The 13,087-nt window shown below is 64.1% G+C and carries 11 protein-coding genes; 5 read left to right on the plus strand and 6 right to left on the minus strand.

The features are described from left to right. The gene (locus B7E02_RS01130) at positions 1 to 1,488 is read right to left on the minus strand and encodes a DUF1846 domain-containing protein (RefSeq protein WP_080792042.1); all 1,488 of its coding nucleotides are present in this window, start codon (positions 1,486 to 1,488) and stop codon (positions 1 to 3) included. A 177-nt stretch (positions 1,489 to 1,665) separates the two neighbouring features. Here B7E02_RS01130 and B7E02_RS01135 point away from each other — a divergent pair, with 177 nt between their 5' ends. The 4 genes from B7E02_RS01135 to B7E02_RS01150 all read left to right on the plus strand — a co-directional run bounded on the left by B7E02_RS01135 (position 1,666) and on the right by B7E02_RS01150 (position 5,249). Beyond that, a complete protein-coding gene (locus tag B7E02_RS01135) occupies positions 1,666 to 2,475 on the plus strand; it encodes an Fpg/Nei family DNA glycosylase (protein WP_080792045.1) in 810 nt (269 codons plus the stop codon). A 174-nt stretch (positions 2,476 to 2,649) separates the two neighbouring features. Further along, positions 2,650 to 3,591, plus strand: a complete 942-nt coding sequence (locus tag B7E02_RS01140; RefSeq protein ID WP_080792048.1) for a metal ABC transporter substrate-binding protein — start codon at positions 2,650 to 2,652, stop codon at positions 3,589 to 3,591. 6 nt (positions 3,592 to 3,597) lie between these two features. Beyond that, entirely contained in the window at positions 3,598 to 4,374 is a 777-nt protein-coding gene (locus tag B7E02_RS01145; RefSeq protein WP_080792050.1) for a metal ABC transporter ATP-binding protein, read from the plus strand. Further along, positions 4,374 to 5,249 carry a metal ABC transporter permease gene (locus tag B7E02_RS01150; protein WP_080792051.1) on the plus strand — a complete coding sequence of 292 codons (876 nt, stop codon included), beginning with the start codon at positions 4,374 to 4,376 and terminating at the stop codon, positions 5,247 to 5,249. The genes B7E02_RS01145 and B7E02_RS01150 overlap by 1 nt, the downstream gene beginning before the upstream one ends. 54 nt (positions 5,250 to 5,303) lie before the next feature. On the opposite strand, the gene B7E02_RS01155 is transcribed toward B7E02_RS01150, so the two are convergent. From B7E02_RS01155 to B7E02_RS01170, 4 genes are all read right to left on the minus strand, one after another. Then, complete coding sequence (locus B7E02_RS01155; RefSeq protein ID WP_080792055.1) at positions 5,304 to 6,611, minus strand: Dyp-type peroxidase; 1,308 nt, start codon at positions 6,609 to 6,611, stop codon at positions 5,304 to 5,306. Next, positions 6,608 to 7,885 (minus strand): iron uptake system protein EfeO, encoded by a 1,278-nt coding sequence (efeO, locus tag B7E02_RS01160; protein WP_080792057.1) that lies wholly within the window; start codon positions 7,883 to 7,885, stop codon positions 6,608 to 6,610. Before efeO ends, B7E02_RS01155 begins: the two co-directional genes overlap by 4 nt. Further along, entirely contained in the window at positions 7,882 to 8,814 is a 933-nt protein-coding gene (efeU, locus tag B7E02_RS01165) for an iron uptake transporter permease EfeU (protein ID WP_143336590.1), read from the minus strand. The genes efeO and efeU overlap by 4 nt, the downstream gene beginning before the upstream one ends. Positions 8,815 to 9,063: 249 nt before the next feature. Beyond that, positions 9,064 to 10,056, minus strand: a complete 993-nt coding sequence (locus B7E02_RS01170) for a zinc-binding alcohol dehydrogenase family protein (protein WP_245802115.1) — start codon at positions 10,054 to 10,056, stop codon at positions 9,064 to 9,066. 288 nt (positions 10,057 to 10,344) lie between these two features. Here B7E02_RS01170 and B7E02_RS01175 point away from each other — a divergent pair, with 288 nt between their 5' ends. Next, on the plus strand, positions 10,345 to 11,532 hold the full coding sequence (locus tag B7E02_RS01175) for an MFS transporter (protein ID WP_080792062.1): 1,188 nt from the start codon (positions 10,345 to 10,347) through the stop codon (positions 11,530 to 11,532). A 3-nt stretch (positions 11,533 to 11,535) separates the two neighbouring features. Here B7E02_RS01175 and B7E02_RS01180 read toward each other — a convergent pair whose 3' ends face one another. Further along, positions 11,536 to 13,020 carry a gluconokinase gene (locus B7E02_RS01180; protein ID WP_080792064.1) on the minus strand — a complete coding sequence of 495 codons (1,485 nt, stop codon included), beginning with the start codon at positions 13,018 to 13,020 and terminating at the stop codon, positions 11,536 to 11,538. Positions 13,021 to 13,087: the final 67 nt, after the last annotated feature.

Below are 13,087 nucleotides of genomic sequence, written 5' to 3' on the forward strand. Positions count from 1 at the left end.
CTACCGCTTGCGGTAGAGCATCCTGCGCTGGTACTTCGGCTCCGAGGTCACCAGCACACCGAGATTGCGGAAGATGCCCTCATCGACGGAACCGAGGATGGTGGTGGTGTGGACATCGCAGCCCCGGAGATTCCTGAGCTCCCGCAGTGCCAGCCTGGCGTTGTCGGAGGTGGCCGCGGAGACGGACAACGCGATGAGAACCTCGTCGGTGTGCAGCCGCGGGTTGCGGGAGCCCAGGTGTTGCGTCTTCAGCGTTTGAATCGGCTCGATCGACTCGGGGGAGAGCAGGTCCACCGTGGGATCGATCCCGGCGAGCTCCTTGAGTGCGTTGAGCAGCATCGCCGCTGAGCAGCCGAGCAGCGCCGAGGTCTTGCCGGTGACGACGCGGCCGTCGTGAAGCTCGATCGCCGAGGCCGGTGCCTGGGTCCGCTCCTCGACGGCGAGCGCGCTCCCGACCACGACGCGGTCCTCGACCGAACAGCCCGCCTTGCTCATCACGAGGGCGATCCTGGAGGAGACCGTGTCATCGAGGTCATCGCGGCGTTCATCGACAAGTGCCTTGAGGTAGCGGCGCACGATCTCCTGACGCGCGGCCTCGCGGCAGACCTGATCATCGGAGATCGCATAACCGACCATGTTCACGCCCATGTCCGTGGGCGACTGGTAGGGGCATTCACCCGCGAGCATCTGCAGCATCGTTCTCAGCAGCGGAAAGACCTCGACATCGCGGTTGTAGCTGGTGGCCCTTTCCTCGTAGGCGCTCAGATGGTAGGGGTCTATGACATTGATATCGTCCAGATCGGCGGTCGCCGCCTCGTAGGCGAGGTTCACCGGGTGCTCCAGCGGGAGATTCCAGATGGGGAAGGTTTCAAATTTCGCATACCCCGAGGTGACACCGCGTTGGTAGTCGCCGTAGATCTGGCTGAGGCAGGTGGCCAGTTTGCCCGAGCCAGGGCCCGGCGCGGTGACCACGATGAGATTCCGGGTGGTCGCCACATGGTCGTTGAGTCCAAAACCCTCCTCGCTGACGATCCGTCGGGCGTTGGTGGGGTAGCCGGGAATCACCCGGTGGCGGGCGACGCTGATGCCGAGGCGTTCAAGACGCTGCATGAAGGCGAGCGCCTGAGTGTTGGTGTCCTCGAGCTGGGTGAGCACGACGTGCTCGGTGAGGAATCCCGCCTCACGGAAGACATCGATCAGGCGCAGGACATCATCCTCATAGGAGATATCGAGGTCCGCCCTGGTCTTGTTGCGCTGCAGATCCTTGGCGTTGATGGTGACCAGGATCTCCAGCTCATCCCGGAGCTCCTCAAGCATGGCGATCTTGTTGTCCGGGGTGAATCCGGGCAGCACGCGGGAGGCGTGCATGTCATCGAAGAGTTTGCCACCCATCTCCAGGTAGAGTTTGCCACCGATCTGCGCGCGGCGTTCGTTGATGTGCTGCGATTGCATTCTGATGTAGAGGTCGCGGTCGAATCCAGTGCGCATGGGGTCAACTCCCGGCGTGAGCGTGGGCGGGTTTTTCACCGCCCTGACTCTACCCGAGGCGCGGGCTCCTGCTCCCCGTCGGCCGGTCAACGACGGCGTGGCCGTGTGCCACCGCTGCGTGGTGCGTCGATAAGCTTCCTGTTAGTACCCCCGAACCAACAGAAGGGCCCGCCGATCGTGCCCGAAGGTCATGTCATCCATCGCCTGGCCCGCGAGTTCAACTCCCGCCTGCGGGGAAGCGAACTGACGGTGACGTCACCGCAGGGCAGGTTCGCCCCGGAGGCCGCGGAGATCACCTCCCACCCCCTCAGGCTCGCAGAAGCCCATGGAAAGCACCTCTTCATCGACGTCGATGCGCCCACACCCCGCCACATCATCCACATTCACCTCGGGCTGATCGGTACGCTGCGCTTCGAGGGGGAGTCTGAAACCCGCGGCCAGGTCCGGCTGCACATCTCCGATGGTGCCACCGCAGCCAACCTGCGCGGTCCGCAGTGGTGCCGCCTCATCTCGGAGGTGGAACAGGCGGAGGTCATCGCCAGGCTCGGAGCCGATCCCATCCGCGCGGACGCCGATCCGGGGCCGGTCAGGGTGAGGGTGCAGCGTTCGGGTCGGAGCATAGCCTCGCTGCTGATGGACCAGAGCCTCTTCGCGGGAGTGGGAAACATCTACCGTGCCGAGACCCTCTTCCGCCTCGGGATCTCGCCCTTTCTCCCCGGGCGGGGGCTGCGCACCGCGGAGTTCACCTCGATCTGGAACGATCTCGCCGAACTTATGCGGGCGGGTGTCGAGGCAGGTCGCATCGACACCGTCCGCCCCGAGCACACCCCAGGGGCAATGGGACGCGCACCACGCAGGGATGACCACGGCGGCGAGGTGTACGCCTATCGACGCCAGGGACTGCCGTGCCTGATCTGCGGCACGGAGATTCAGCAGCGGGCGATGGAGGGCCGCAATCTCTTCTGGTGTCCCACCTGCCAGGGGTAGGGGAGCCCGACGACAGCACGGTGTGCAGGTCTACCAAGCCGCCAATTATTGCGCATGAACTAGGAAGTTCATTAGTATGAACTTCCTAGTTCAGTCGTCCCCCCAGTCTCCTGTGCGCAGGATATCTGGGGGACGGGGGCGGAACGCCCCTGACCCAGAAAGGAACCCCCATCCATGCGCCCATCAGCTCCTCTCTTGCGCTCCGTCGCCGCACTGGCAGTCGCCCTCGCCGTCCCTCCGCTGTCTGCGTGTGCCGACGGATCCACCCCCTCCGGCGATTCACCCCTGGTGCTGACAACCTTCACGGTCCTCGAGGACATGGCGGAAAACGTCGCCGGTGACCATCTCCGAGTCGAATCCATCACCAAACCGGGGGCGGAGATCCACAACTACGAGCCCACTCCGAGTGATCTGACAGAGGCCGCGAAGGCGGATCTGATTCTCAACAACGGACTCGGTCTGGAACGCTGGTTTGAGAAGTTCACCTCCGATTCCGATGCCACACGCGTTGATCTCTCCGAGGGCGTGGAAGTCATCGATATCCGCGGGGGCGACTACAACGGCACACCGAACCCCCACGCCTGGATGTCCCCGCGCAACGGCCAGATCTACGTGGACAATATGGTCCAGGCCTTCAGCGAGCTGGATCCGGCCAATTCCTCCGACTATGAGAACAACGGTAAGGAATACAAGAAGAAGCTCGCGGACGTCGGATCCACCCTGGACACGGAGCTCTCGGTGCTGCCCCGGGACCAGCGCACGCTGGTCACCTGTGAGGGTGCCTTCTCCTACCTGGCCCGCGACGCCAGCCTGAATGAGCTCTATCTCTGGCCCGTCAATGCCGAGAGTGAGGGCACTCCCCAGCAGATCGCCACGCTGGAGGATGAGGTACGCGCAAGCGGCGTGCCCATGGTCTTCTGCGAATCAACCGTGAACACCAACGCCATGCAGCAGGTCGCCGAAGCGACGGGAGCCAACTTCCGCACCAATGATGAGGGCATGCTCTATGTCGATTCCCTCTCCGCTTCCGATGGTCCCGTCCCCACCTACCTTGATCTGCTCAGGCACGATGCGGACACCATCATCGCCGGGCTCACCGCCTCGAAGCGGGACTGAACCACGATGAAAAGGTCAACAGCACTCTCCGCGATCCCGGGAGCACCCGGAATTCACATCGCGGACCTGAGCGTGTCATATGGAAACGTCCGGGCGCTGCACGACGTGAACCTGGACATCGAGACGGGACATATCTGCGGCCTGGTGGGCATGAACGGTGCGGGAAAGTCCACGCTGTTCAAGTCCCTGATGGGGGTGACCACACATGAGCGGGGCGAGATGGCGTTCCTCGGCCACAGTGCGGCACTCGCGCGCAACGCCGGACTCATCGGCTACGTCCCCCAGCACGATGACATCGACACCTCCTTCCCGCTGAACGTCACCGATGTCGTGATGATGGGGCGCTATGGATTCCAGGGCTGGCTGCGCCACCCCAGTCGCGCCGATCGAACAGCGGTGAAGGAAGCGATCGAGAAAGTGGAACTGACACCCTTAGTCAAACGGCAGATAGGAGAGCTCTCGGGCGGCCAGCGCAAACGTGTCTTCGTTGCCCGCGCACTGGCGCAACACGCCCGTGTGCTGCTTCTCGACGAACCCTTCGCAGGCGTCGACAAGCGCAGTGAGGCCATGATCACCTCCCTGCTGCACGACCTCGTCGCCGACGGTGCCACGGTCCTCGTGGCCACACACGACCTTCACGCACTGCCGAAGCTTTGCCGGGAGTCGGTGCTGATCAACAGGACCCTGATCCTGCACGACTCCACAACCGAGGTACTCAGGCCCGAAAACCTTGCGAGGGCCTTCGACCTCAGTACCGACCACGCCTCGGAGGTAGTCTCATGATGGGTCTGCTCGGGCTTATCACCGAACCCTGGCAGTACGCGTTCATGCAGCGTGCCCTGATCATCGGGCTCACGACCGCCGTCGTCTGCGGGGTGATCAGTTGCTGGCTGGTGCTCATCGGCTGGTCCCTGCTCGGCGATGCGATCTCGCATGCCGTACTGCCCGGCGTCGTCCTGTCCTATATTCTCGGCGTCCCCTTCACCGTCGGCGCGCTCTTCTTCGCCGCAATCGCGGTGGCGCTGATCGGTGGAATGCGTTCTGAACGGCTGATCAAGGAGGATGCCGCGATCGGCATCGTGTTCACCACACTCTTCGCCTTCGGTACGGTACTGATCTCGGTCACTCCGAGCCAGACGGATCTCAACCACATCCTCTTCGGTAATCTCCTCGGAGTCACTCGCGGAGATCTCTGGCAGGTGGTGGTGCTGGGAGCCACGGCGCTTATGGTCATTGTGCTCAAGCGGCGGGATCTCACCCTATTCGCCTTCGACCCCGTCCACGCGCGCTCCATCGGCATCTCCCCGCGCACCCTGAGCGCACTGTTACTGGGCGCCCTCGCAATCACCGTTGTTATCTCCTTCCAGGCGGTCGGCGTGATCCTGGTGGTCGCGATGCTGATCACCCCCGGGGCGACAGCCCGCCTGCTCACCAACAGAATCTGGACGATGCTCTGGCTATCCCCCTTGATCTCCTCCCTGTGTGTGATCACCGGAATCGTGCTCGCCTACGTCTTCGACACCTCCTCGGGTGGAATGGTCGGCGTGGTCCTGGGCATGGTCTTCGCCGTTGTCTACCTTTTCGGACCACACAGTGTGTTCGTGGGAAAATGGAGACGGCACCGCGGAGACATACCCGGGGCCGCGCACCCCGTGTAATCCGCAACGCCGGTGACGGCGGCCGGGGACTTGAGCGTCGGGGCGTCGAGAAGCTCAGTCCCCGAAGACCTGGTGACCCAGGTACTGACCGTCGGAGATTCCGGGAGGCACGAGGAACACCGCCGAGCCGGTGGTCTTGAGGTACTCGATGAACATGTCATCGCGCGCCATGTTCTTGTGCACCCTGGCGAAACGTCCCGGTTCCCTGACGAAGGCGATGAAGAACAGTCCGGCGTCGAGCCGCCCCTGGGCATCGTTGCCGTCGACGAAGTTGTAACCCCGCCGGAGCATGGCGATACCGTCGTTGAAGTCGGGGTGGACGCGGGCCAGATGTGACCTCTTATCAATGAGCAGGGCACCCTTCTCATCCTTCGCCGTGAAATCCGGGGCGGTGAACTCCTCACCACCGGACAGCGGCGCGCCCTCGTCCTTGTTCCGGCCGGTCACCCGTTCCTGCTCGCCGAGTTGCACCCCGTCCCAGACCTCGATGCCCATGCTGATGCGGCGGGCGATCAGATAGGTCCCGCCCGCCAGGGCGGGCGCCGAGGAGGACGGCGGAATCCACACGTGCTCCTCCAACTCCTCGGGTTGCTCGGCCTTGAGGTTGTTGGTGCCGTCCTTCTGGCCGAAGAGGTTGCGCGGGGTCTGCTGCTCCACCGAGGTCGAGGAGCTGCGACCGAATCCCAGCTGCGCCCACTTCAGTGTCGCTCTTCCCATGGCGATGCGGGTCAGGTTGCGGATTGCGTGCACAGCCACCTGCGGATCATGCGCACAGGCCTGGACACACAGATCACCGCCGGAGCGTGCGGGGTCCATGAAGTCGTTGACCATTTTGGGCAGGGACGTGAACTCCTCCGGCATGGCGTGCGCGATGCCGAAGCGATCCCGGTCCCGCTCGTCCCTGAACAGGCTGGGCCCCATCCCGAAGGTGAGCGTGAGTCCGGCGGCACCGAAACCCCGCGCCTCCCCGGTGTCCTCGGGCGGAAGATAGGTACCACCGCCGAAGGCGCCTGCGACGGTCACATCCAGGCCCATGCTCATCCGGTTTGCGGCGTAGGTCCAGTCACGGAGAAGTTCAATCAGCTGATCGCGCCCCGTCTCCTCATTGACGGTGAAGGAGGCGAAATGCATCTGGTTCTGCTGGGGCGTGATGATTCCCGCCTGGTGCTCACCGAAGAAATCAAAGATCTCATCCTCGGATCCGCCGTCCCGCTGTGCACCGGCATCCCGTGCACCGGCATCCTGTGCCCCACGCGCCAGGTATCCCGCCGCGACACCCCCGCCACCGAGCCCGACCAGGCCCAGGAAACCTCGTCTGGACAGGCCGGGGTGCTCGCCGGTCGGTTCCGCTGACCCGGTCATTGCTCGGCGATGTCGATCCCGAGGACCGCATTGGTCAGCTTGGACAGCGGCTCGCGCAGCGCATCGATCTGAGCGACGAGCTCCCGGCGCTGGTCCTCACTGACCTCGTTGTACAGGACAAAGCCCTCGTCCAGATTTCCGTATTTGTTGAGCAGGATCTGGGTGTCATCGAACTGCTTCCGGATCTCCTTGACCAGCGCCCTGCCCTCATCGCTCTTCGCCTCCGCGATGGGTGCCACCAGATCGAAGGCGATCCGGCTGCCCTCCAGATTGGCCTGGAAATCCCAGAGATCATAGTGGCTCCACCAGTTCTCCTCACCGGTGACCTTGGTGATAGCGATCTCCTCCAGCAGCGCGGAGGCACCGTTGGCCACGGTGGCGATGTCCATCTGCGAGGTCTCCACGAAATCATCAGCGTGAACGGCGTCGTAGAGCTTGCCCACATCTGCGATGAGTGCCGTGCCCACCACCCTGCGCTGTGCGTCATCCGAGGGTGCCCAGCCCTCCCACGCGGAGGTCCCGTCTGGCTGCAGCTGGTCCCTGGCCGGCACCCACAGGTCCTTCTCGATCCGGTGGAAACCCAACCACTCGGTGAAGGTTGGATCATCCTCCTTCAGCAGATCCGCCTCGGCGAGATAGTCCACCTCGCGGTAGTCGATGCGGGGATCGAGGATCCCCAGCGCCTCGGCGACCGGTTCGATGCGTTCATAGTGGACACGCACCCTGGGGTAGAGGGCACGGGCGGTGTCATCATCACCCTCCATATACGCTGTCGCGAACTCCTCCACCTTTGGTTCCAGCTCGGCGACCTCGTTCTTGACGAAGTTGACATAATCGGCGACAACCTTGGCGAAGAGTTCCTCGTCCGCACCGCTGATCTCAACCGGATCACCGGTGACGGTGAAGGCGGCTTGGCCGACGTTGGCCCCGCGCATTCCCGGCTTGCAGGCGGTGTAGTACTCCCCGGGCTGCAGCGAGACACTCATTTCCGTGGTCTGACCCGGCGCGATGTTCTCCTTCTCCGAGACGATGCGCAGACCGTCCGCACCCAGCAGATAGAACTCGGTGGTGCGACTGCCCTCGTTGCTGATGGAGAAGACCGTGTTCCCGGACTCGGTGGTATCGGCTGACACCACGCAATCATCATCGGTGGAGGAGACGCTGAGGCTGACGCCATCGGCCTGCACACTGTCAGAGGGTGCGTTCTCCACGCAGGCGCTCAGTGTCAGGGCACCGAGTACGGGAAGTGCCAGAACTAGACGGGAATATTTCATGTGACAATCTCCTTGGGGGTTGACGCCTTCCGGACCGCCCGCTGCGCGCGCACCTTCCGGATGAACAGGGGGACGACGATAGCCAGATACAGCAGCCAGGCACTGACCTCGAGCCAGGACATCTGCGGGGTCCAGCCGATGGTGCCCTTGGCAAAAGCCGCGAGGATTCCGTCGGGGGCGACCGATTCGGAGACATCCCACGCCCAGCCGAATGGATATGCGGCCATCCAGAAGGGCGAGGCATCGAATCCGACGAGCACCTCGCCGGTACGGAAGTTGGTTGGGGTGATCGGCGCACCGGAGAAGGGTCCGGGGAGGACGGCCGCCTCCTGGAGGTCGTGGATTCCATAGGCGAGAATGCCGGCCGCCATGATGATGAGGAACCCTCCGGTCCAGGTGAAGAATGCCCCGAGGTTGAAGCGGAGCACTCCGCGGTAGAGCAGGATTCCCAGTCCGACGGCGGTGAGAATTCCCAGCAGTGCACCGATGAATGCCGGCCAGGTGGATGCCCAGCCCCAGATCATGATGGTTGTCTCAAGTCCCTCCCTGGCCACCGAGATGAAGGCCAGCCAGAAGATGCCCCAGGCCGCACCCCTGACCATGCTGGCGTTGGCGGATGCTTCGAGATCCTTCTTCATGTTCTGACCCGAGGTCATCATCCACATGACCATGCCGGTGACCATGGCCACGGCCAGCAGCGAGAGCGATCCTCCGATGATCTCCTGCCCCTTGAAGGACAGTCCATAGCGCCCGAAGGTCAGGATGGCACCGAGGACGACCGAGATCGACACGGCGAGTCCGACACCCCACCAGATCTTTGAAACCGCACCCGGTTGCCCGACCTTGCGCACGTGGGCGAGGAGAATGCCGATGATCAACGACGCCTCCAGGCCCTCGCGGAGGCCGATCAGAAAGGTCGCAAGCATCATGGCGGGGTTCACCTTCCGGGCAGTTGAGTGGTTTCTGTAGAGTTACCGCACCGGAATCGGCCTGATAACCAGCTACATGATAGCCCCGCCTAACCTAAGTTGAGACGTGAATAGAATCACTATGGAAAGCCAACCCTCACAGCGATTAGGGTGATATAACCTCCGCCACATCATGGCGCGCCCCGATCTCGGGGACCCGGGGGCGTGCCGAGACGGTTGTCATCCGGCGGTCTCAGCCGCCCGGGGTGCTCAGAAACCCACCACGATCTTGCCCGTGGTGTGCCCCTGTTCCACCAGGCGGTGCCCCTCCATAAGCGTGGCGGCGTTGAGTCCCTGCAGCCCGGTCCCCGTCAGCGCGGAGTACTGGCCGCGATCCACCATGTCAGAGACCCTGGAGAGGATTCTTCCCTGCTCAGCCATATCGGCGGTGCCGAATGCGGAGCGGGTGAACATGGATTCCCAGTGCACCGCGATCGATTTCGCCTTGAAGGCGCCGGGATTCGGGTCGACGGGGTCGTCGATGAGAACGAGGGCGGATTGTGGATTCATCACCGAGGCCAGCTCCACCTCCCGGCCGGTGGTCCAGGAGCTGAAAACGAAGTCCACGTCGGAGATCTGCCCGCTCAGCTCCCTGGAATGGTCGATGACCTCGTGGGCGCCCAGCGTGCGCACCCAGGTGGCCGATTCCGGTCTGGAGGCCGTGGCCACCACCGTCAATCCGGTCAGTGCGCGGGCGAGCTGAATCACCGCCGAGGGCACCCCGCCCGATCCTCCGAGTACCAGCAGGGTTCCCGAGTCGGACTGCTTGACACCGAGGCGGTCGAAGAGGGACTCCCAGGCGGTGAGGGAGACCAGGGGCAGTGCCGCAGCGTCCTGTGCCGACAGGTTGTGCGGGGCCGGTCCGACCAGACGCTCATCCACCAGGTGAAACTGTGCGTTGGTGCCCTGCCGCTGATTGGAACCGGCGTAGAAGACCCTGTCCCCGGGTGCGAATCCCGACACCGCGGAACCGATCTCCACGACGGTGCCTGCGGCGGCGAAGCCGAGTATCTTCGGTGTCGCCTGCTTCCCGGCGCGCAGACGGATCTTGGTGTCCACGGGGTTGACAGATACCGCGGAGATCTCGACGAGAAGGTCGCGGGGACCCGGCTCGGGACGCGGAACCCGGACGTCGATGAGGAAATCCGGCTGCGCGGAGGAGTGGGAGTCCATCATGGCAACGGCACGCATCTGATGATCCATATCCGCCGATATTAGCCGCGCCGGGACGTACCCGCCGGAACCTGCATCCGGGTCGGCCCCGGCCCCGGGGCAATCGGCATTCGGATCCGATGGATCCCATCACACTCCACGGCCTCCAGTGAACTTCATCCCGAAGCCGGCGGTTCCACCCTTTTGGGGTGGATGTTGTGCCAGGTTCACAGCTAATCTCAACACGTCCTTCTTGATCGTTTCCGACCAGCTGTTCCAGCCTTAAAACATCAAGCACCTACCCTCTTTGTTCCCCCTGGGATCGGAAGGTCGTACGCCATGAGCACCACCACAGCCCCCACCCGAACCATTGAAAAGAAGTTCCCCGTCGTCCCGCTGACGGCGATGAGTTTCGCCGCCTTTGTCTACGTCACCTTCGAGATGTTCGCGGTCGGGCTCATTCGCCCGATGTCGCTGGACCTCGGTGTCAGCGAATCCGGGATCGGTCTGCTGATGACGGTCTACGCGGGCGTGGTCGCCGTTGTCACCATCCCCGCGATGCTATGGGTATCGCGTTTCAACAAACGCACGATCTTCCTGATCACCCTCGCATTCCTGGCCGCGGGCATCGTGGTCCAGGCGACGGCCACCAGCTACGCCGCCCTGGCGGTGGGCCGCATCATCGCCGCCCTGACCCACGGGGTGTTCTGGGCGCTGGTGGGCCCGATGGCCGCGCGCATGTCCCCGGGGCACACCGGCAAGGCCGTGGGTGTGGTCTCGGCGGGTTCGACCATGGCCCTGGTGGTGGGTTCCCCGCTGGCCACCTGGATCGGGGAGATCATCGGCTGGCGTCCGGCGACCTGGATCCTCGGCGCCCTGGTGATCATCGCCGTCGCGGTTCTGGTTCCCACCCTGCCGTCTCTGGCCCCGACTGCCCCGGAGAACAGGACGAAGGAGAAGAAGTCCTCCGCACTCAGCCTGCTGTCGCTGGTGGTGTTCCTGCTCCTGGCGGTCACCGGAGTCTTCGCCGCCTACACCTATCTGGGCCTGATCATCGCGGAGAATGCCGGCGACAGTCTCGTCTCCACCGGGTTGTTCCTCTTCGGAGCGATGGGGCTGGTCGGTGTCACCGTGGCCACCCGGACCGTGGATCAGCGCATGATCCGCGGCAGTGTGCACACCACCACGATCTTCGTCATCGCCGCCGTCCTCAGCCATATCGCCTTTGACCTCGAGGGAACCGCGGCGATCGTGGTGATCTTCCTCGGTGTCGCGATCTGCGGTGGTGCCTATGGTGCTCTGCCCACCCTCGGCACCACCATTTTCCTGCACGCCGGACGTGAGAACCCCGATGCGGCATCCTCGATTTACGTGGTGACCTTCCAGGTGGGAATCGCCTCCGGTGCCGCTCTCGGTGCGCTGGCGGTGGATTCCGGATGGATCGCCGGAACCCTGTGGATCATGGCCGCGCTGTCCATCGCCTCGACGCTGGTTCTGGCATTCTGGTCGAGGCCGCTGCTGCGCTAGTGCTCAGACCAGCTTCCGGTAGAGCTCGTCGAAGATGCTCCGGGCCCGCCGGTAGTGGGCCACATGAACGGGATCGAAGGCGGTCCCCAGTGGTGGAAGTGCACGCGTGCCACCCGGGTCCAGAGCATCGAGGGCGATGAGCGCGGTGCCGCGCAGGGTGCTGCGCTTCATTGTCAGTGGGATGACGGGGGTATCCAGCGCATCCGCCAGCATCTGCAACCACTCCGGGTGATCAACAACCACACTGCCCGAGGCGATCACCCTTTCCGGGGTGGCGCCGGCCCGCGCCATCTGCTCCCAGACCCGCTGGTAGGACAGGGCGACGGCCTCGAAGACGCCGCGCCAGATGTGTTCGGGGCCGGTCGCCGCACTGATGCCGGTGAACGCGGCCCGCGCACCATTGGCCCAGCCGGTGGCACGCTCACCGGTGAAGAAGGGAAGGACGTCCGGGGACGCCGGCAGGGGTGGCCCGGCCAGTATCCCGGCGAGGTTGTCCACCGGCGCAAGAGTGTGCTCCAACCAGCTCACCGCACGGCCCACATCATTGAGTGCGCCGCCGACAATGCACCGTGAGCGGGAGAGCCGGTAGCACCACAGCCCCTCCGGAATCTCCCCCGGAACCTCCGGCAGCAGCACGCGCATCGCACCCGAGGTCGCCGCAGCCGCCGCGACGGTACGGGAATCCACGGCACCCGGCCCGATGTTCGAGGACCATCCGTCGGGAATGGCATGGAACCAGGGGACCCCGCTTATCGACGCCCACCTTCTGCCCACCTCACCCGCCACGGCGGGTTCGTCGGGTTCAGCAAGGGGGGCGAACAGCTCCGGCGACACACCGACCATCTCACAGGTGGCGGTGTCCAGCTCCGCGGTGTGGGCATTGAGGATTCCGCTCCACGCGGCCATGGAGGTGGAAAGTCCACGGATACCGGCAAGTGCGAGGTAGACGTATTCACCGATGGTCATCACCGTTGCGGTCCGGTTGAACAGATCGGGATACTCCTCCCTGAGCCAGAGGAGCCGGGAGGGGTGGTAGGAGGTGTGCAGCCGCACGCCGGTGCGCAGGTGGTAGTCACGTTCATCAACGCGCTCGCGCAACTGCTCTACATAGGGTGCCGAGCGGGCGTCCGCATAGGTGATGCACGGCGTGAGGGCGCGAGAGTCACCGTCAACGGCAATCATCGATGAGGCGAAGGTATCCAGCGCCACCGCAGCGATTCGGTCCGCGAGGCCGTTGAGCTCGGCGAAGTGAAGGACGCCGTCGATGATCCGCCCGATCTCCGCAACCACCTGATCCGCATCGATCGTCGAGGCACCACAGTCACCGACGGTGAATGAATGCGCAACCCGCTGCTTCGACCCCTTCAGGGGGCGCCCGGAGGCGTCGTAAAGCCCGCCCCTCGAGGCGGTGGAGCCGATATCCATCGCAAGGACGTACGGCCCCCGGGATTCGGACACGGGGATGGACATGGTGGGAATGGCCGGCATTACGCTCCTCAACTGAGTTCTACCTTCCAGGATAGTGCCTCCGGATCCGCCGGGGCCGGCATCCCGC

It is taken from the genome of Corynebacterium pacaense (genome assembly GCF_900169525.1).
GTDB lineage: Bacteria > Actinomycetota > Actinomycetes > Mycobacteriales > Mycobacteriaceae > Corynebacterium > Corynebacterium pacaense.